Consider the following 19,442-nt stretch of genomic DNA (forward strand, 5'->3'; position numbering starts at 1 on the left):
GCGCCCGTCCTGCCGTCTCGGCGGAGACGTACCGCCGAGGGATGGGTAGGAGGCGGGTGATGGAAGTGACAGGCGAGGGGTGAGGACGTGCGGAGCGACGGTGAGCGCGCCCTTGGCGGCCTGCTGGAGGCCATGCACCTGGCCGGGATGGAGGACCTGCCTGCCCAGGTGGCCGAGCACGCCCGCCTGTCCGGGTTCACCCACGTCATGATCTACGTGACCGACCTGCAGCAGCAGCTTCTCGTGCCGCTGCAGGGCCAGCACGACACCGCCGGCGAGCCGCTGGAGACCCTGCGCATCGACGCGACCATGCCGGGCCGGGCCTTCCGCGCGGTGACGATCGTCCGCGGCCGCTCGCCGAAGGACGACCGGACGCCGCTGCTGTGGGTGCCGCTGCTGGACGGCACCGAGCGGATCGGCGTGCTCGGGCTGATCGCGCCACAGGACGACGAGCTCGCCGAGACGCGGGCCAAGGACCTGGCGTCCCTGGTGGCGGTGCTGGTGGTCAGCAAGCGGCCGCACAGCGACTCCTTCGCCCGGCTGGTACGCGCCCGCCCGCTGACCCTGTCGGCCGAGATGTTGTGGAACCTGCTGCCGCCGGGCACGTTCGCCAACGACGACGTCGTGGTCAGCGCCGCGCTGGAGCCCGCGTACGAGATGGGCGGCGACGCCTTCGACTACGCGCTCGACAGCGGCACCCTGCACGTGTCGATCTTCGACGCCATGGGGCACGACACCTCCGCCGGGCTGACCGCCTCCATCGCCATGGCCGCCTGCCGGAACAACCGCAGGCAGGGCATGGGGCTCGCCGCGATCGGGGAGGCGATCGACGTGGCGATCAGGGAGGAGTTCACCGGCCGCTTCGCCACCGGCATCCTGGCCCAGCTCGACCTGCGCTCGGGGCTGCTGAGCTGGATCAACCGGGGGCACCACCCGCCGCTGGTGCTGCGCGAGGGCCACCTGGTGGCGAGCCTGGAAAGCGAGCCGGACCCGCCGATGGGCTTCGGCATGGACGCCTTCACCGGGCTGCTGCGCTACCAGCTCCAGCCCGGTGACCGGCTGCTGTTCTACACCGACGGCGTCATCGAGGCGCAGAGCCCGCAAGGGGAGCTGTTCGGGCTGGAGCGGTTCATCGACTTCGTGGTGCGGCGGGAGGCCGACGGGATGTCGGCGCCGGAGACGCTGCGGCGGCTCATCCAGGCCATCCTGGCGCACCAGCACGGCCGGCTGCAGGACGACGCGACCGTGGTGACGGTGGAGTGGCAGACGCGGCGCCGCTTCCAGCTCGTCCTCTGACCCGGGCACATGGGATGATCGTCCGGAAACCGTACGATCACAAAGGAAGGCGGACACGGTGCCAGAGCAGCAGGCGCGCCGCGTGCCCGGGACGGACACTCCCCTGGAGGCGATCACCCTCGGCACGTCGGCGCTGGGCCGCGAACCCGGCGGCGAACGACTGGCGCGGGCGCTGGTGTCCGGCCGGTTCCGGCAGCTCGACACCTCCAACGAGTACGCCGGCGGGCGCAGCGAGACGCTGATCGGGCAGGTGCTCGGCACGGCCGGCGGGGTGACCGTCTTCTCCAAGGCCGACCGGGACCCGGACACGGGCGTGTTCGACGGCGACCGGGTGATGCGCTCGTTCGAGGAGACCGTCTCCCGGCTCGGTGTCGGCACGCTGCCCATCTACCACCTGCACGACCCGTTCACGATCACGGTGCGGGAGGCGATGGCGCCGGGCGGCGCGGTGCCGGCCCTGGTGTCGCTGCGCGAGCAGGGGCTGGTCGGCGCCATCGGCATCGCCGCCGCCGGGGGGACGCTGGTGGAGGACTACATCCGCACGGACGCGTTCGACGCGGTGCTCACCCACAACCGGTACACGCTGGTGGACCGGGGCGCCGAGGACATCCTGCGGCTGGCGACCGAGCGGCGGATGACGGTCTTCAACGCCGCGCCCTTCGGCGGCGGGATCCTGTCGGGTTCGCCGCGGCACGCCTCGCGGTACGGGTACCGGCCGATCTCGCCGGAGTTCGGGCGGCACGTGGAGCGGGTGCGGGAGCTGTGCGAGCGGTGGGAGATCGCGCTCCCCGCGGCCGCCCTGCACTTCTCGCTGCGGGAGCCGCGGGTGCACTCCACGGTGGTGGGGATCACCTCGGTGGAGCGGCTGGAGGCCCTGGACGCGCTGGTGGACGCGGTGATCCCGGACGGGTTCTGGGACGAGCTGCGGGCGCTGGGCGCGCCGCCGCCGTCACCGGTGGACTGACCGATCACGGTTCGGGTAGGAGGCGGCTCCCTGTGGAAGGAGAGGCGTGCCGCTCGAATCGCTGGTCCACACCGCCCTCGGCATGAAGCTGGCGGTGTGGCGGAGTCACGGGCCCGGGCCCGCCGTGGTGTGCGTGCACGGCGCCGGGGTGTCGAGCCGGGAGCTGCTGCCGTTCGTGCGGGCCATGGGGGCCACGCACGACGCCTGGAGCCTGGACCTGCCCGGGTTCGGGCGCAGCGAGAAGCCGCGGGCGCCGCTGACGCTGACGGCGCTCGCCGACACGGTGGCCGACTGGCTGGCCGCCAGCGGGCTGGAGCGGCCGTGCCTGCTGGGCGGGTCGTTCGGCTGCCAGGTGGCGGTGGACGTGGCGGCCAGGCATCCGGGCGCGGCGGGCGCGCTGGTGCTGGTGGGGCCGACCGTGGACGCGCGGGGCCGGAGCCCGGCGCGGCTGGTCGGCCAGTGGCTGCGCAACTCGGTCCGGGAGAGCCCGCGCATGCTGCCGCTGAACGTGGCCGACTACGTCGACGCCGGGCCGCGCCAAGTGCTGGCCAGCTTCGGCACCTCGATGCGCGACCGGATCGAGGACAAGCTGCCCCACGTCACCGTGCCCGCCCTGGTGGTGCGGGGCGGCAAGGACCGGATGGTCAGCCAGGCGTGGGCCGAGGAGGTGACCCGGCTGCTGCCGCGGGGGCGGCTGGTGGTCATGGACGGGCTGCCGCACATGGTGCCGTACAAGGACCCGGAGGGGCTGGCGCGCGAGGTGGCGGCGTTCCTGCAGACGGCGTTCCTGCAGACGGCGTTGCTGGAGGCGGAATGGTGAAGCCGCAGAAGGCGGTGGCGTCGTTCGACTCGGCCACCGGGATGTTGCGGGCCCTGTCGCGGTTCCTGCGCGACCGGGACGTGCCGATGCTCGGGCAGGCGCCGGGCGCGCTGGAGCCGGTGGCCGCCGCCGTGGCGGGCGCGGCGGCGCGGCTGCCGAGGGCGGCCAAGGAGAAGGCGTACGCGGTGAGCGGCTGGGCCGAGGCGGTGCCGCTGCGCCGCGTGCCGGAGATCCGCTCGCAGGAGCTGGCACGCTGGGTGAGCGGCCACTACCCGCGGGGGCCGTACCCGGTGGCGTTCGTCGGGTCGTCCAACGGCGCGCTGGTGCACCTGGCGGCGGCGCTGCGGGCGCCGTGGCTGCCGCAGACGCTGCTGCTGCCGGTGCGCCGCCGCGGCGTCGGCCCCGACGACCCGCAGGGCGACCTGCGCGCGACCCGGGCGGCCGGCGAGGCGCTGCTGGCGGCCAACCCGGACCTGGTGCTGCATCACATGCACGACGCCAACCAGGACCGGCTGATGATCGCGGGCATGACGTACTTCCGGGTGAAGTGGCGCAGGCTGCCCGAGGCCTACCGGCGGTTCCTGGAGGAGTCGCTGCCGGCGGGCGGGACACTGGTCGTGCCGGAGTGCGGGCTGCGCTGGCCGGTCACCCGCGTGGGGCCGCGCTACGTGTTCCAGCACGGCGCGCTGGGCGGCGCCACCCGGGAGGAGTACGAGCACGGCGGGCCGCGCGTGGCCGGCTACCTCAGCCGGTACGGCGCCGGGCGGGAGCGGTGGGACTACCCTCCGGCCGACGGCGAGAGCCCGGAGGCGGAGTGGGGGTTCGAGCCCGAGCTGCTCGCCGACCTGGAGGAGCTGGCGGCGCGCAACGGGTGGCGGCTGGCGCGGATGCGCTTCTCCGAGCCGGAGGACCTGAGCCCGGTCGTGGCCGACCTGTACCGCGACTGGTACCAGCGGCGGGGGCTGCCCGGCGACCGGCTGCTCGTGGAGTGTTTCCTGCTGCTGGAGCCGTGGTGGGCACTGCGCAGCGGGTCGGTGCCGTACTGGATGGTGTTCAACGCCGAGCAGTCGCACGCGCGGGCCATGGCCTACCTGGACGGGGCCGATCCGTTCGACGAGATCAGGCTCATGCTGTTCTCACACGGGGTGGAGTCGGTGGGGCTGGCCGGCGTCGGGGACTGGCGGCGGCTGCTGGAGCGGGCGCGCAAGGTCGGGGTGTTCACCGGGGTGGACACGCGGACCTACCCCCGCGACTTCGCCGGGCTGATCCGCGCGCACCGGGAGCTGTCCAGGATCCGGACGACGTATCCGATGCCGTTGCCGCTGGAGTGGGAGGCGGCCGAGGAGTTCCTGGGCAAGCGGGAGGAGATCGACTGGTCAGGGTGAGGGCAGCAGTCCCTCGTGCCGGACGTGCCAGGTGCCGGGGAAGCCGGGGGTGCGCGGGCCGGCGTCCCAGCCTCTGGCCATGAGCGCGACCGCGGCCAGCAGGCCGCCGTTGCCGGGCAGGTAGACGGGCAGGGCGGCGGTCTGGAAGTTGTGCCCGTTGGGCAGGTAGGTGTTCTTGGCCGTAGGCATGAGCAGCGCCTCGACGGCGGTGCGCGGGTCGCCGAGGCGGGTGGCGGTCATGGCGATGGCCGGGTAGTCCCAGCCCCACGTGCTGTCCCAGTCCCAGCCGGACAGCACGTCGTGCAGGGTGGCGCGCATCGTGGCAGCGTCGATGAGGCGGGTCGGGGGGACAAGGCCGAGCGCGTACAGCATGGAGGGGTGGTCGTCGCGCACCGTGTACGGCGGCGCGGCCATCGCCGCGTACACGCCGCCGCGCACCAGGGGCCTGGCCATGCCCGCGGCCACCTCGGCCCAGCGGGGCTCGGGCGCCAGCCCCAGCAGGCGCCGCCACCGCTGGGCCACCTCCAGGGCCCACGACCAGTAGGCCAGCTCGAACGTCGGGTTCGCCGCGCGGGCGCGCACCGCGGCGTACGACTCCTGGGCGGGCACCAGCGGCGGCCCCAGCCCGTACCCGCCGGGTCCCTCGACCGCGAACGCCGCCATGAACGCGGCGGTCTCCAGCACCAGATCGGCGTAGCGGCCGAGGGCGTGGCGGGTGCCGGCGGCGCGCCGCACCAGCTCGGCCAGGAAGATCGGGTGCGGCTGCTGCCACACCAGGAACGGCCCGATCGGGCTGGGGCTCTCCCGCCCGTCGGGGCCGGTCTGCTTGGGCCAGCGCGCCCCCGGGCAGCCCTGGGCGCGGGCGGTCCCGCGGGCGGCCGGCAGGATGGCGGCGTACCAGGCGAGGCTGCGCTCCAGCAGCTCGGGCCGGCCCCACAGCGGGAAGTGCGCCGCGTGCCACCAGTGCATCTCCAAGTGGAAGCGGCCCCGCCAGCTGTTGGCCATCAGCCCGGTCTCGGCCGGCGGGCTGGAGCCGGCGCAGTGGATCGCCGTCAGGTACCGCGACAGCACGATCCGCCGCTCCAGCTCGTGGGCGCGCTCGTCGCGGCTGCCGGACAGCTCGACCGCGCCGCCCGTGCTCCAGAACCACGCCCAGTGCGCCGCGGCCGACTCCACCACCTCGGCGAAGCCGGGCACCCGGGTCGCGGCGCCGCGCCGGAAGGCGACGGTCAGCTCGGCGGCGGGCCCGGGGAAGGTGATGCGGAACTCGTGCGGCCCCGTCCGCATCACCTCGCCGCCGCCCGCCATCCGCACCGACACCCGGTACGCGGTCGCGTCCAGCGTGCGCTCGACGGTGAACCCGCCCTCCTCGATCCGCAGCTGCGACGTGTGCGCGTCGGGCCGCGCCCAGTCGGCCGCGTTCCCCCAGGCCTGCGACCCGTACGGGAACGCCACCCGCACCCCCGTGTCGGCCAGGGCGGGTGACCGCAGCCGTACGGCGATCGCGTCGAGCGCGGGATGGCAGGCGGTGACGACCTCGAACGGCACTCCGCGCAGCCGGTAGCGGCTGGTCAGCGTGCCCGTCCACAGGTCGAGCCGCTGCCGGGCCCCGCTCACGTCCGCCGGCGTCAACGGCCTGCCGGGCGCGGTCAGCCCGATCCGGCCGAGGTCCAGGCGGTGCGGGTTGGCGCGCAGCCACGACTCGGCCGCCGAGGCGGGCGTCTCGCTGCCGGAGCCGCTCAGCTCCCCGGCCATGTCCACGTACGGGACGAGCCCGCGCGGCGTCCGGTACGTGCGCGTCACCTGCTCCAGCGAGTGCTCGCCGGGGACGCTGTGCCAGCCCCACGAGGCCATGGTCGCCAGCAGCGTCCCCTCCCCTGCCGGGTGCCGGCCGGGGAGCGCCTGGGGGAACGTCTGCAGGCCGGTGACGTCGGCGGTGAAGCACAGCTCGCCGTTGCCGACCGACAGCGGCGAGCCGGGGACGTGGCCGGTCAGCTCGACGGCGTGCCGCCCGGCCAGCTCGCGGCGGTCGATCACTGCTTGATCGCCGTGGAGACCTGCTGCACGAAGTCGGCCGCCGCCGCGGCGGGCTGCTGCCGGCCGAACAGCACCTCGGCGTTGACCCGGTCCAGGATCTTCGGCGTGTCGGTGGAGCCGACGGGGCCGATCACCAGGGGCGGTCCGGCCTTCGGGGTGAGCGCGTCGATGAAGGCGGCCTGCGTCTTCTCCGCCTCGCCGAGCACGCCCTGGATGGCCGCGCGGACGTCGGAGTTGGCCGGGATGCCGCGGTCGGCGAGGATGATCTTCCCGGCTTCCGGGCTGTTGACGAGGAAGTCCACGAGCTTGGCCGCCTCCTGCGGATGCTCGCTCCTGGCGTTGATGCTGTAGATCTGCGAGGCCTGGAGCCACATGCCGGGCCTGGTGCTCTCGCCCGGCACCCGCATCAGCCGCAGCGGCTGGCCGGCGGCCTTGCTGAGCGCGCTGAGCTGGTTGCTCCAGTCGAACTGCATGGCGGCCTGGCCGCGCCCCATCAGCGACTGCTCGGGGGCGGGCTGGGTGATCAGCTCGGCCGTCTGGGAGGCCGGCGGGGTGGCGCCGGCCTTCATCAGGCCGAGTGTCATCGTCCACCAGTCCACCAGCGTCTTCTCGGTGAGGCCTACCTTGCCGTCGGCGGTGTAGAGCGCCTCGCCGCGCTGGCGGGAGTAGGCGTCGAGCATGTCGGTCCTGGTCGGGTCGGCCAGCGCGAACGTGCCCTCGGGCAGCTTGCCGGCCAGTTGCGTGGCGATGCGGGTGAAGTCGTCCCAGGTCCAGGTGTCCTCGTCGGGCAGAGGGACGCCGGCCCTATCGAAGACCGCCTCGTTGACGACGACGGCGATGGCGTTGACGCCGGTCGGGACGCCGTACTGGACGCCGCCGAACTTGCCGTTGTCCAGGGCCGCGGCGCCGATCCTGTCGGTCTTGAGCGCGGTCCTGGACAGGTCGAGCAGGGCACCGCGGTCGCCGTACTCGCGGGGGTAGGCGCCGCCGAGCGTGATGACGTCGGGGGCGCGGCCGCCCGCGACCTCGGTGGCCAGGCGGTCGAAGTAGGAGTTGAAGTCGGTGTAGCTGCCCTTGACCTTGATGCCGGGGTTCTGCTTCTGGAAGGCGTCGATGACGCGCTGGGTGGCGGCGGCCCTGTCGTTGTTGCCCCACCAGCCGAAGCGCAGCTCGACCGTCCCGTCACCGCCGGACGAGCCCCCGGACGAGCCCCCGCCGCAGGCGGTGACCGCGAGCAGGACGCCGGTCAGGCAGAGCGCCGCCAGGCCACTGGTTCTCGGCATGGCCCTTCTCCTTCACGAGGTGAACGAATCAACGGAAGCCGGTCGTGGAGATGCCCTGGGTCAGGTAGCGCTGCCCGGCCAGGAAGAAGCCGAAGATCGGGGCCAGCCCCACGATGGACATGGCGAACAGCTGGCCCCAGGCGGTCTCGCCCTGGCCGTCCATGAACGAGCGCAGCGCCACCGGCATGGTCCACAGCTCGGGGTCGGTCAGGAAGATGAGCTGGCTGAAGAAGTCGTTCCAGGTCCAGATGAAGGTGAACAGCGCCGAGGTGGCCAGCGCCGGCACCGACAGCGGCATGATGATCCGCCAGTAGATCCTGATGTGCCCGCAGCCGTCGATGCGGGCCGCCTCGTCCAGCTCGCGCGGCAGGCCGCGGATGAACTGCACCATCAGGAAGATGAAGAACGCGTCGTGCGCCAGGAACTTGGGCACGACCAGCGGCAGGTTCGTGTTGATCCAGTCGAGCTGGGAGAACAGGACGTACTGGGGGACGATGAGCACGTGGACGGGCAGCATCAGCGTCGCCAGCATCAGGGCGAAGAAGAGCTTCCTGCCGGGGAAGTCCAGCCGCGCGAACGCGTACGCGGCCAGCGAGCAGGAGATCAGGTTGCCCGCGACGGCCAGGATCGCGATGACGGCCGAGTTCCACAGGTAGTGGTGGAAGGGGTGCTCCAGGGCCGTCCAGCCCTCGGTGTAGTTGCCGAGGTCCAGCTCCGTGGGCCAGATCGACGGGTCGCGGAAGATCGTCTCGGTGGGCTTGACCGAGCTGGACACCATCCACAGCAGCGGGTAGAGCATCACCAGGCCGAACCCGATGAGCAGCAGGTGCCTGGGCCATCGGCTAGCTCCCATAGAACACCCACCGCCTGGCGAACAGGAAGTTGAGCCCGGTCAGCACGGCGATCATCGCGAGCAGCACCCACGCCATCGCCGAGGCGTAGCCCATGTCGAACGAGCCGAAGCCGCGTTCGTACAGGTAGAGCGTGTAGAGCAGGGTCGAGTCCGACGGGCCGCCGCGCCCGCCGCTGATCACGAACGCCTGGGTGAAGCTCTGGAAGGCGCCGATGAGCTGCAGGACCAGGTTGAAGAAGATGATCGGGGTCAGCATGGGCAGCGTGATGTGCAGGAACCGCGACACGGGCCCGGCGCCGTCCACCTGGGCGGCCTCGTAGTAGGAGGCGGGGATCTGCCGCAGCCCCGCCAGGAAGATGACCATGGGCGCGCCGAACGTCCAGGCGTTGAGCAGCACCAGCGTGCCGAGGGCGAAGTCGGGGTGGGCCACCCAGCTCACGCCCTCGACGCCGGCGACCGCGAGGAGCTGGTTGACCAGGCCGTCCTTGCCGAAGATCTGCCGCCACAGGATGGCGATGGACACGCTCCCGGCCAGGAGCGAGGGCAGGTAGTAGACCGACCGGTAGAAGCTCAGCCCGCGCACGCCGCGGTTGAGCAGCAGGGCCAGCGCCAGCGCCAGGACGAGCTGGACGGGCACCGACACGAACACGTAGACGAACGTGACCAGCAGCGACCGGTGCAGCCGGGGGTCGTCCAGCATCTGGCGGTAGTTCTCGAGCCCGAGCCATTCGGGCGGCTTGAGCAGGGTGTACTCGGTGAACGACAGGTAGAGCGAGCCCAGGATCGGGCCCACGGTGAACAGGGCCATGCCGAGGAACCACGGGGTCAGGAACAGGTAGCCGATCCGGTCCTTGCCGGGGCGGGCGGGCCTTGAGCTCTCGGCGGGGTGCGGTCGTGGCGGGGGCGGGGCGACGGCGGTGTCGGCGAGTTCCAAACGTTTGCTCATCTGGCACCCTTCGCAGTAACCAGTTTCTAACACCGCCCGCAACGGGTGTCAACGCTCGGTTGACGAAGCGCTGAACTGGGTAAATCCGAACGGCGAAGGCGTCGGCAACCGGTTGTGGCAACGAGGTGAGAAACCGGTATCTCGATGCGGGGAGCCGCAGGGGGCGGCTCCGCGCTTTAATGCATGCGTAGGCGGCCCGCGCGGCGTGCAGGGAGAGCGGATGAGGGCGAGCACCGGAGACGGCGAGCAGGACCTGGAGGCGCCGGCGTCCCCGCCGAGGCCGGCCGGCAGGCGCGGGCCCAGGCCGGCCGGGCAGGCCACGATCAGCCGCGTCGCCGAGGCGGCCGGGGTCTCGCGGGCGACGGTGTCACGGGTGATGAACGGCTCGCCGACCGTCAACCCCGAGCTGGCCGCCCGGGTGCGCGCCGCGGCCGAGGCGCTCGACTACGAGCCCAGCGCCGCCGCCCGCAGGCTCGCGCTCGGCCGTACCGGCGCGGTCGCGCTGGTCGTCCCCGACCTGGCCAACCCGCTGTTCCAGAGCGTGCTGCGGGGGCTGAGCCAGGCCGCGGGCAGGGCGGGCCGCCAGCTCCTGGTGGTCGAGTCCGACGAGGACCCCGAGGAGGAGGTGATCCTCGCGCTGGAGGCGCGGCGCAACTCCGACGGGCTGGTGCTGGCCTCGCCGCGGGCGCCGGACGAGAGGCTGCGGGCGCTCGGTGACCGGCTGGCGCCGTTCGTGCTGCTCTACCGGGAGGTCGCCGGGCTGGAGGCGCCGTCGCTGTCGATCGACAACGCCGCCGGCATCGGCGCGGTCGTCTCTCACCTGACCGGGCACGGGCACCGCCGCCTGGCCTACCTGGCCGGGCCGGACGGCAGCGCGGGCAACGCCGAGCGGCTGGCCGCGCTGCGCGCCCTGGCGCAGGCCGTGCCGGGGTTCGAGCTGACCGTGCTGGCGTGCGGGTCGATGTTCGAGCACGGGCACGCCGCCGCGCCGCGGGTGGTGGAGTGCGGGGCCAGCGCGGTCGTCGCCTTCAACGACATGGTCGCCTCGGGCGTGCTGACCGGGCTGCGGGAGCTGGAGGTGCGGGTGCCCGGCGAGGTGTCGGTGACCGGGTTCGACGACATCCCGTTCGCCCGCTACACCACGCCGCCGCTGACCACGGTGTCGATCCCGCAGAGCGAGCTGGGGCGGCAGGCGTGGGAGCGGCTGTGGGGACTGATGAACGGCGAGGGCGGCGGCTACAACGTGCGCTACCAGCCTCGCCTGCTCATCCGCGGCAGCACGGGCCCGGCGCCGGGGTGATCACCATTCGGCGAAGGAGCCGTCCGGGTGCCGCCAGATGGGGCCGCGCCAGCGGTGGCCGAGCTCGGCGGCGCGCTCCACGGCCCGCTCGTCGAGCTCGATGCCCAGCCCGGGGCGGGTGGTGCGCCGCGCGTACCCGCCGGCGAACGTGAGCGGGCCCGGGTCGAGCAGGTGGTCGAGCACGTCGTTGCCCTGGTTGTAGTGGATGCCGACGCTCTGCTCCTGGATGAGGAAGTTGGGGATGGCGAAGGCGAGCTGCAGGCTGGCGGCCAGCGCGATGGGGCCGAGCGGGCAGTGCGGGGCCATCGCCACGTCGTAGGCCTCGGCCATCGCGGCGATCCTGCGGACCTCCGAGATCCCGCCGGCGTGGCTGACGTCCGGCTGGGCCACCGCGATGCCGCTGGGCAGCACGTCGCGGAAGTCCCAGCGCGAGTACAGCCGCTCCCCCGTCGCCAGGGGGATCGACGTGCTCGCGGCCAGCGCGGCGAGGTTGCGGGAGTGCTCCGGCAGCACCGCCTCCTCCACGAACAGCGGCAGGTACGGCTCCAGCAGCGGCAGCAGCCGCCTGGCCATCGCGGTGGAGGCCCGGCCGTGCAGGTCCACCACCAGGTCGTGGTGTTCGCCGATGGCCTCGCGCACGGCTGCGACGCGCTGGACGACCTCCATCGTGCGGGCCGGGGTGTCGATGGTGGTCAGCTCACCGGAGCCGTTCATCTTCACGGCGGTGAACCCGGCCTCGATCTGGGCCGCCGCCAGCTCGGCGACCTCGGCGGGGCGGTCGCCGCCGATCCAGGCGTACATGCGGACCTTCTCGCGTACCGGCCCGCCCAGCAGCTGGTGCACCGGCAGCCCGGCGACCTTGCCCGCGATGTCCCACAGGGCCTGGTCGATGCCGGCGACCGCGCTGGACAGCACCGGCCCGCCCCGGTAGAAGCCGCCCTTGGTCAGCACCTGCCAGTGGTCCTCGATCCGGAGCGGGTCCTGGCCGATCAGGTAGTCCGACAGCTCGGCCACGGCCGCCCGGACGGTCTCCGCCCGGCCCTCGACGACCGGTTCGCCCCAGCCGGTGACGCCCTCGTCGGTGCGCACGCGCAGGAACAGCCAGCGCGGCGGGACGAGGAAGGTGTCCATCGACACGATCTTCATGCGGTTCCGTTCTAGGAGGAGGTGGTGGAGATGCTCCAGCCGCCGTCGACGTTCAGGCAGGCTCCGGTGACGAACGAGGCCTCGGGCGCGGCCAGGAACGCCACGGCGGCGGCCACCTCGTCCGGGGTGCCGAACCGGCCGGCCGGCGTCTCCCTGATCGTGGCGTCGCGGCCGTCCTGGTCGATGCCGTCCCAGGCCGGGCTCATGATGGGACCGGGGACGACCGCGTTGACCCGGACGCTGGGTGCGTACTCGACGGCCAGCTGCCGGGTCAGGGCCTCCAGCCCGCCCTTGGCCGCCGCGTACGGCGCGCAGCCCGGGATGCCCGTCCGGGCGTGCACGGACGAGGTGATGACCAGGGCGCCCGAGGTCTCGGCGAGCAGCGGGCAGAACGTGCGCGCCGCCAGGTAGGCGGCCTTGAGCGAGACGTCGAGCTGCAGGTCCCAGTCGGACTCCGGCAGCTGGTGCACCGGGCGGGCCGGCACCACGCGGCCGGGGCCGTTGGCGTGCAGCACGTCCAGGCGGCCGAAGCGGCCGCGCACCTCCTCCAGGAGCGCGGCCCAGTCGCGGGCGGAGGAGACGTCGCAGTGCGCGTACGCGGCCCGCTCGCCGATCGATGCGGCCAGCTCCGCGCCAGGCTCGTCGGCGACGTCGGCCAGCAGCACGCGCGCGCCCTCGGCGGCCAGACGGCGGGCGGTGGCCGCGCCGATGCCCGAGGCGGCGCCGGTCACCAGGGCCGTCCTGCCCTCGAAGCGGCGATCGTGGGACAAGGGGGCTCCTCATGATCTGTACGGGCACGGTGAGGCCGTCACACCCTGACCGGATGTCAATAATTAATATTATTACTTCCCGCCTTCAGTCCGCTTTATCCGGGCCCGGGCGCCGCGTGGCATGATGCCCGCATGGCGGACAGCGGCGGGGGCGGCGCGCACCACCGGGTGGTCGGCAGCCTGGGCACGGCCATCGTCAACGGCGAGCTCGCCCCGGACGCCGACCTCGACGTGGTGGCGCTGCAGGAGCGGTTCGGGGTGAGCAGGACCGCGGTGCGCGAGGCGCTGCGCGTGCTGGCCGCCAAGGGGCTGGTGGGCGCGCGGCCGCGGCGCGGCACGTTCGTCGCGCCGCGCGAGGAGTGGGCCCTGCTCGACGCCGACGTGCTGCGGTGGCGGTTCGCCGCCCGGCTGGACGAGGTGTTCCTCGACGAGCTGGGCGAGGTGCGGCTGACCGTGGAGCCGGCGGTGGCGCGGATGGCGGCGCTGCGGCGTACGGACCGGGACCTGGCGGAGCTGGAGGACGCGCTCGCCGCGATGCGGGCCGCCGGCGGTGGGCCCGCCGGCGATCAGGTGGAGGCCGACCTGGCCTTCCACCACGCGCTGCTGCGGGCGGCGCACAACGAGCTGATGGCGCGGATGGCCACGGCGATCGAGGCGGGGCTGCGGCTGCGTGACCAGTTCGTGCACGCCACGATCACCGGCGAGTCCGCCGACGGGCACGCCGACGGGCACGCCGACGGGCACGCCGATGGGCACGCCGAGGTGCTGCTGGCGGTGCGCAGGCGGCGGCCGAAGGCGGCCGAGTCCGCGATGCGGGCGCTGGTCGAGCGCTCGATCGCGGACGTCGAGCTGGCCAAGAAGGTCCACGGCCAGAACGCCTGCCACTAGCCCGGCCGGGCGAAGTACGGGCGGACGGAGTGCCGGCGGGCAGAGTGCCGGCGGCGGACCTGACCGCCGGTGCCGGTTGCCGGGGTCAGCCCGCAGCGGCCGTGATCACGGTGCGGGGCAGCGGGACGAGCGTGGCCGAGCGGAGCTCCAGGACGGCGCCGCCCGGGTAGGCGGGCGGGCGGAAGCGCGGGGAGAGGTAGACGGGCGCGTCCTCGCGCAGGGGCAGCAGCCGCAGCTCGAGGCCGTGCGCGAGGACCTCCTCGCGGAACCTGCGCAGGCCGATCTCCCACGGCGGGCCGTGCCAGAACTGGTCGGCCACCAGGCGCCCGCCGATGTAGGCGCGGCCCACGTCGCCGGTCCAGTCCAGGCGCAGCAGCACCTCGTCGTCGCCGGTGAAAGCGTCCGGGGGGATGGTGAGGCGGTAGACGGCGGCGGCGTCGAAGTCGGCGTCCACCGGGGCCGACGCCCGTCCCGAGGCCGGGTCGATCACCGGGGGCCGGGCGGGACCGGCCTGCTTGACGGTCTCGACCGCGACCGCCGGGGGCTCGCCCGCCCGCGAGGGCAGCGGCAGAACGCCGAACACGCCGTGGGTGCCGGTCGCGAAGGCGGGTGCGGGGAAGACCAGCACGCGGTCCCCCGCCGGGGCGCGGTCGCCACCGGCCTTCCCGCCACTCACCACCGGGGCCCGGTCGCCCTGCCCGGGGGCGGCGCCGCCGTTCCCGTACACCACCAGGTGGTCGCCGTCGATCACGGCGGGGCGGTCGCTCAGGACGAGCCGGTCGGCGCCCCAGAGGCGGCCGCGGGTCGCGGTGAGAGCGCTGCCGTGATCCAGCACCAGCACCCTTGCGGTGCCCCCGGGGGCGGTCACCCGCAGGAGGCATTCCGGGCCCGGCCGCAGCCCGCTCACCACGACGTCGCCGCCGCAGGTGGTGACGGTCGCGGGCCCTTCCACGCCGGCGACGGTGGCGGCGTCGAAGGCGAGCTCCACCGGGATGCCCGCGGTCTGCGTGAACACGTGCACGGGCTCCCCGGCGTCGATCACGCACACGGGCTGCGCGGTGGCCGTCAGCAGCACGCAGTCGCCGACGCGCCGCGCGAGCGGCCAGGCGAAGCAGGCGCCCGCCGGCACGGTCACGGGCTCGCGCGGTACGACGAGCGAGCGCCCGTCCAGCTCGACCGCGAACCGCACCCCGTCGTGATCGGGCAGCGTCTCGACGGGCTGGTGGTTGTTGACGAACAGGAACCCCGAACGCCCGTCCGACCGCACGGCCCAGCGCAGCGCCGCCCGGTCGGCGGGGTCGGTGGGCGCGCCCGGCGGCATCGTCAGCGTCATGGTGGCCAGGTCGGGCCCGTCGCAGGCCAGCCAGAGGTGCTGCAGCCGCAGGTGCCGGTAGGAGTCGCGGAACTGGCCGTACTCGCCGAGCGGCGCCTGGAAGTCGTAGGTGATGACCGGGCAGTCGTTGGGGTAGCCGGTGGCGTGCGACTCCTGCAGCGTGGACAGCTCGCCGATCTTCTGGGACGCCCCGTGGTACATGTAGTAGCCCTGCCACACCGAGCCGCTGCCCAGCTTGACCAGCGCCAGCGCGGCCACGTCGGCCGCCGCGACGACGGGCCGCCGGTGGTAGGCGGTGTACATGCCGCCGCCCAGCTCGCAGGTGGCGAACGGGTAGCGCGCCAGGTGGCTCTCGTCGCCGCCGGACGCCGCGCCGGTACGCAGGTCGGCGCCGATCGAGTCGTCGTCCCGCCCCGGCCCGAAGAAGTAGTGGGCCCGGCTCTGCGCCGGCCAGCCGTCGTGCGCGGTGTCCCAGGCGGCCTCCGGGTAGCCGCCGAACAGCGGGATCACCTCGTCGGGCGGCAGCTGCGCGTGCCCCCAGCCGGTGGCCGTCCACAGGGGCGCGTCGATGCCGGCCTGCCGGGCCATGCGCTTGAGCGTGAGGAGGTGGCCGGGCTGGTCGTGCAGCTCGTTCTCCAGCTGGACGGCCACGACGGGCCCGCCGTGCTCGCGCGTCAGGCCGCGCAGCCGCGCGCCGATCTGCGCGAAGAACGGCCGGACGAGGTCGAGGTAGCGGGGGTCGTCGGTACGCGGCACGCAACCGGCAGCCAGGAGCCAGTCGGGGAAGCCGCCGTTGCGCGACTCCCCGTGCGCCCACGGGCCGATCCGCACCACCACGTCCAGGCCCAGCTCGGCGCAGGTCGTCACGAAGCGGCGCAGGTCGCGGTCGCCGCTCCAGTCGAAGAGGCCGCGGCGCTCCTCGTGCAGGTTCCAGAAGACGTACGCGGCGACGATCGTGACGCCGCCGGCGCGCACCTTGAGCAGTTCCTCGCGCCATTCCGCGGCCGGGTAGCGGGCGTAGTGGAACTCCCCCATGACGGGGAACCAGGGCTGTCCCGCCCGGCTGAGGTGGCGGGAATTGACGGTGATCGCGTCCGGCCGGTCCGGCGGGTCGCCGAGCCGCAGGTGGCCCTGCGTGGGCGGGGTCGTCTCGGGCGGCACGGTGATGCGCTGCACTCGGGGGCCTTCCTGTCGTCGCACGAACGAATACGAATAAATCGTATTAGTTGAGCCGCCGGTCGAGGGCGGGGGCGAGCTCCGTCGTGGTCAGGAGCAGCGCGACGATGTAGTCGACGAGGTGGTCGCGGCCGGTGTCGACGTCCCCGCGCAGCCAGGCCGACAGCAGCTCCCACAGGCCGCTCACGACGGTCAGCGCGGTCATGCGCAGGTCGGTCTCGCCCAGCGGCGTCTCCTCGAACAGCTCGCCGACCTGCGCGAGGTAGATGCCGGCCAGTGTCGCGATGATCTGCCTGCGCCGCTCCTGCAGCAGCGGGCTGGCCGGGAACTCGTACGCCAGCACGCGGGCCCGGCGCGGGTCGGCGGCCAGGAAGTCGACGATGGCGCTCACCACCGCGGTGGCGCGGGCCCGCAGGCGGCGCGGGGACTGCGCCGCGACGGTCGTGATCAGGTCGGTGACCTGCGCGGCCTGGTCGTCGACCACGGCCAGCAGCAGCGCGTCGAGGTCGGTGAAGCTCTCGTGGAAGTAGCGGTCGTTCAGCCCCGCCCGCGCGCAGACGCCCCGCACGGTGGCGGCGGTCCACCCTTCGGTGCCGAGCACGTCGAGGCCGGCCTGCAGCAGCGCCGCGCGCCGCCGGGCGCGCCGCTGCTCGGCCGGCACGCCGCGGTAGGGGCGCATGGAGGTGCGGTGGGGCGTCATGTCCCCGATTCTGCCGCAGGCCCTTGACGCCCGCGGCAAATCTGGTGATGGTAAACACCAGATCCGTGGAAGGGGGTGGACCGTGACGGCGGAGAACCCGGCGGCCCTCACCCTGGCCGACATCGACCTGAGCGACCTGCGGTTCTGGGAGCGGCCCGAACAGGAGCGGGCGCGGGCGTTCGCCAGGCTGCGCGCCGAGCCCGGCCTGCGGCTGTTCGCCATGCCCAAGGTGCCGTTCCTGCGCCGGGACCCGGGCGCGTGGGCGCTGGTGCGCCACGCCGACGTGGTGGCGGCCAGCCGCCGGCCCGAGGTGTTCAGCAGCGAGCCGAGCGCGACCAGCCCGGCCGACCTGCCGCGCTGGATGGACGGCTACTTCAACTCGATGATCGACATGGACGACCCGCGGCACGCCAAGATCCGCCGCATCGTCTCCCGCGCGTTCACGCCGAAGACGCTGGCCAGGACCGAGGACGACATCGCGCGCCGCGCCCGGCGCATCGTGGACGAGCTGATCGCGGGCGGCCCCGGCGACTTCGTCTCGCGGGTGGCGACGCGGCTGCCGGTCGAGGTGATCTGCGACATGCTCGGCATCCCGCCGCACGAGCACGAGCGCGTGGTACGCCTGACCAACATCGTGGTCGGCTACACCGACCCGGAGTACGTCGGCAATCCCGTCGACTACGCCGGCGGCACGGCCCGGGTCGGCCGCCTGCGCACGGCCCGGCTGCTGGGCACGGTGTCGGCGGCCGGCTGGCGGCTGCACCGGCTGGCCGCCGAGCTGGGCAGGCGGCGCCGCGCCGCGCCGACGGGCGACCTGACCTCGGCCCTGGTCAACGCCAACATCGACGGCGAGCGGCTGAGCCCGCGGGAGTTCGGCGCGTTCTTCCTGCTGCTGGTGGTGGCGGGCAACGAGACCACCCGCACGGCGCTCGCCCACGGGCTGAAGCTGCTCACCGACCATCCCGGCCAGCGGGAGCTGCTGCTGTCCGACTTCGACGCCCGCATCGGCGGGGCCGTGGAGGAGATCGTCCGCCACAGCACACCGGTGATCTTCATGCGCCGCAACGTCACGCGCGACCACGAGCTGAACGGCCACCGGTTCAGGGCGGGCGACCGGGTCACCCTCTGGTACGCCTCGGCCAACAGGGACGAGAGCGTCTTCGCCGACCCCGACGTGTTCGACATCACCCGCTCCCCCAACCCGCACGTGGGGTTCGGCGGGCCGGGGCCGCATTTCTGCCTGGGGGCCAACCTCGCGCGCCGGGAGATCACGGTCATGTTCCGCGAGCTGTTCGGCCGGCTGCCGGACATCAGGGCGGGCGAGCCGGACCGGCTCCTGTCCAGCTTCATCAACGGCTACAAGCGGCTGCCCTGCACGTTCACCCGCTGAGCGAGCGGCCGGTCCGCGGCAGGAGGGCCGGCGTCCCGTCCTGACCGCCGGCGAGTTGAACACCCGCGGCGCCTGCCGCGTACCTCCTCATGGAACGGCGCGAAGGAGGCAGGCGGGTGACGGTGTCGGCGAGGCTCGCACGGGCGGCGGCTGCCACGGCGCTGGCCATGACCGTTTCGGTCGTCATACCGGGCGCGGCCTGGGCCGACCCGTCACCCGCCCAGGTCAGGGCCCGGCTGGTGAAGCTCAACGAGCGGGCCGACCGGCTCGTCGAGCGCTACAACCAGGCCACCGAGGCCTACCGCAAGGCCAGGAAGACGTACCGGGCGCTGGAGACCGAGCTGGCCGGCAAGGACGAGCAGGTGGCGGCGCTGCGCGAGGAGCTGGCCGCCATCGCGGCGCACAATTACCAGTTCGGCCCGTCGCTCGGCTGGCAGCGGCTGGCCATCGGCGGCCCGCCGGAGGCGATGCTCAGCGGCATGGCCTCCCTCGACCAGATGGCCCGGGACCGGGCGGCGAAGATCCAGGCGTTCGAGGAGGCGACCCAGGGCCTGCGCGATCGGCGCGACCGGGCCAGGGCCGCCCTGGAGGAGGCCGAGCGGGCCCGTGACGACGTACGCGGCAAGCAGGAGGAGGTCGACGACCTCGTCGACCAGCAGACGAAGCTGCTGCGCCGCCTGGGCGCCTACCGGACCGGCGACCCGCGCAGCACCGGCATCAGGTACACGGGCCCGGCCTCCGGCAACGCCCGCGAGGCGCTGGAGTTCGCCTTCGCCCAGGTCGGCAAGCCCTACCGGTACGGCGGCACGGGGCCGGGCTCCTTCGACTGCTCGGGCCTGACCCAGGCGGCCTGGCGGGCGGCCGGGGTGGAGCTGCCCCGCACCACGTACACGCAGTGGGCCTGGGGCGCCGGCCGGCGCGTGCCCCTGGACCAGGTGCAGCCCGGCGACCTGCTGTTCAGCAAGGGGCTGGGGCACATGGGCATGTACGCGGGCGGGGGGAAGATGGTGCACGCCCCGCAGACCGGCGACGTCATCAAGGTGGTCGATCTCGACGACTACTGGCGGGGCCGCCTCGTCGGCGCCATCCGGCCCTGAGACGTCACCGGCAGATCCGGGTGCGGACGTGCCCGGCACCCCGTCCACGCGGCACCCC

16 protein-coding genes are annotated in these 19,442 nt (G+C 73.7%); 8 read left to right on the top strand and 8 right to left on the bottom strand.

The features are described from left to right. Positions 1-87: 87 nt before the first annotated feature. Genes AB0I79_RS38935 through AB0I79_RS38950 form a run of 4 tightly spaced genes read left to right on the top strand, consistent with a single transcriptional unit; the run spans position 88 to position 4,465 of the window. The gene (locus tag AB0I79_RS38935) at positions 88-1,296 is read left to right on the top strand and encodes a PP2C family protein-serine/threonine phosphatase (protein ID WP_357884529.1); all 1,209 of its coding nucleotides are present in this window, start codon (positions 88-90) and stop codon (positions 1,294-1,296) included. 58 nt (positions 1,297-1,354) lie between these two features. Continuing rightward, the gene (locus tag AB0I79_RS38940; RefSeq protein WP_357884531.1) at positions 1,355-2,260 is read left to right on the top strand and encodes an aldo/keto reductase; all 906 of its coding nucleotides are present in this window, start codon (positions 1,355-1,357) and stop codon (positions 2,258-2,260) included. A gap of 46 nt (positions 2,261-2,306) precedes the next feature. Then, positions 2,307-3,080, top strand: a complete 774-nt coding sequence (locus AB0I79_RS38945; RefSeq protein ID WP_357884533.1) for an alpha/beta hydrolase — start codon at positions 2,307-2,309, stop codon at positions 3,078-3,080. Further along, the gene (locus AB0I79_RS38950; RefSeq protein ID WP_357884535.1) at positions 3,074-4,465 is read left to right on the top strand and encodes a hypothetical protein; all 1,392 of its coding nucleotides are present in this window, start codon (positions 3,074-3,076) and stop codon (positions 4,463-4,465) included. Before AB0I79_RS38945 ends, AB0I79_RS38950 begins: the two co-directional genes overlap by 7 nt. Here the strand turns inward: AB0I79_RS38950 and AB0I79_RS38955 are convergent. The 4 genes from AB0I79_RS38955 to AB0I79_RS38970 are packed head-to-tail and all read right to left on the bottom strand — an operon-like array spanning position 4,457 to position 9,446. Continuing rightward, positions 4,457-6,502 (bottom strand): hypothetical protein, encoded by a 2,046-nt coding sequence (locus AB0I79_RS38955; protein WP_357884537.1) that lies wholly within the window; start codon positions 6,500-6,502, stop codon positions 4,457-4,459. The two genes, AB0I79_RS38950 and AB0I79_RS38955, sit on opposite strands and share 9 nt — an antisense overlap. After that, positions 6,499-7,785 (bottom strand): extracellular solute-binding protein, encoded by a 1,287-nt coding sequence (locus AB0I79_RS38960; protein WP_357884539.1) that lies wholly within the window; start codon positions 7,783-7,785, stop codon positions 6,499-6,501. The genes AB0I79_RS38955 and AB0I79_RS38960 overlap by 4 nt, the downstream gene beginning before the upstream one ends. A gap of 28 nt (positions 7,786-7,813) precedes the next feature. Continuing rightward, the gene (locus AB0I79_RS38965) at positions 7,814-8,638 is read right to left on the bottom strand and encodes a carbohydrate ABC transporter permease (protein ID WP_357884541.1); all 825 of its coding nucleotides are present in this window, start codon (positions 8,636-8,638) and stop codon (positions 7,814-7,816) included. Next, entirely contained in the window at positions 8,628-9,446 is an 819-nt protein-coding gene (locus tag AB0I79_RS38970; protein ID WP_357884819.1) for a sugar ABC transporter permease, read from the bottom strand. Before AB0I79_RS38970 ends, AB0I79_RS38965 begins: the two co-directional genes overlap by 11 nt. 358 nt (positions 9,447-9,804) lie before the next feature. Between AB0I79_RS38970 and AB0I79_RS38975 the strand changes: the two genes are divergently transcribed. Beyond that, positions 9,805-10,884: a LacI family DNA-binding transcriptional regulator gene (locus AB0I79_RS38975; RefSeq protein ID WP_357884543.1), complete on the top strand. Its 1,080-nt coding sequence runs from the start codon at positions 9,805-9,807 to the stop codon at positions 10,882-10,884. On the opposite strand, the gene dgoD is transcribed toward AB0I79_RS38975, so the two are convergent. After that, complete coding sequence (gene dgoD / locus AB0I79_RS38980) at positions 10,885-12,030, bottom strand: galactonate dehydratase (protein WP_357884545.1); 1,146 nt, start codon at positions 12,028-12,030, stop codon at positions 10,885-10,887. A gap of 11 nt (positions 12,031-12,041) precedes the next feature. Beyond that, entirely contained in the window at positions 12,042-12,800 is a 759-nt protein-coding gene (locus AB0I79_RS38985; RefSeq protein ID WP_357884547.1) for an SDR family oxidoreductase, read from the bottom strand. Between the two features lie 132 nt (positions 12,801-12,932). On the opposite strand from AB0I79_RS38985, the gene AB0I79_RS38990 reads away from it, so the two are divergent. Further along, entirely contained in the window at positions 12,933-13,688 is a 756-nt protein-coding gene (locus AB0I79_RS38990; protein ID WP_357884549.1) for a FadR/GntR family transcriptional regulator, read from the top strand. A gap of 85 nt (positions 13,689-13,773) precedes the next feature. Here AB0I79_RS38990 and AB0I79_RS38995 read toward each other — a convergent pair whose 3' ends face one another. Further along, the gene (locus tag AB0I79_RS38995) at positions 13,774-16,197 is read right to left on the bottom strand and encodes a beta-galactosidase (RefSeq protein WP_357884551.1); all 2,424 of its coding nucleotides are present in this window, start codon (positions 16,195-16,197) and stop codon (positions 13,774-13,776) included. 46 nt (positions 16,198-16,243) lie between these two features. Next, positions 16,244-16,897, bottom strand: coding sequence for a hypothetical protein (locus AB0I79_RS39000; protein ID WP_357884553.1), 654 nt, complete (start codon positions 16,895-16,897; stop codon positions 16,244-16,246). An 82-nt stretch (positions 16,898-16,979) separates the two neighbouring features. On the opposite strand from AB0I79_RS39000, the gene AB0I79_RS39005 reads away from it, so the two are divergent. After that, positions 16,980-18,287 (top strand): cytochrome P450, encoded by a 1,308-nt coding sequence (locus AB0I79_RS39005; protein WP_357884555.1) that lies wholly within the window; start codon positions 16,980-16,982, stop codon positions 18,285-18,287. 116 nt (positions 18,288-18,403) lie between these two features. After that, entirely contained in the window at positions 18,404-19,384 is a 981-nt protein-coding gene (locus tag AB0I79_RS39010) for an NlpC/P60 family protein (RefSeq protein ID WP_357884557.1), read from the top strand. Positions 19,385-19,442: the final 58 nt, after the last annotated feature.

This window comes from Nonomuraea sp. NPDC050202 (genome assembly GCF_040656115.1).
Classification (GTDB): Bacteria; Actinomycetota; Actinomycetes; order Streptosporangiales; family Streptosporangiaceae; genus Nonomuraea.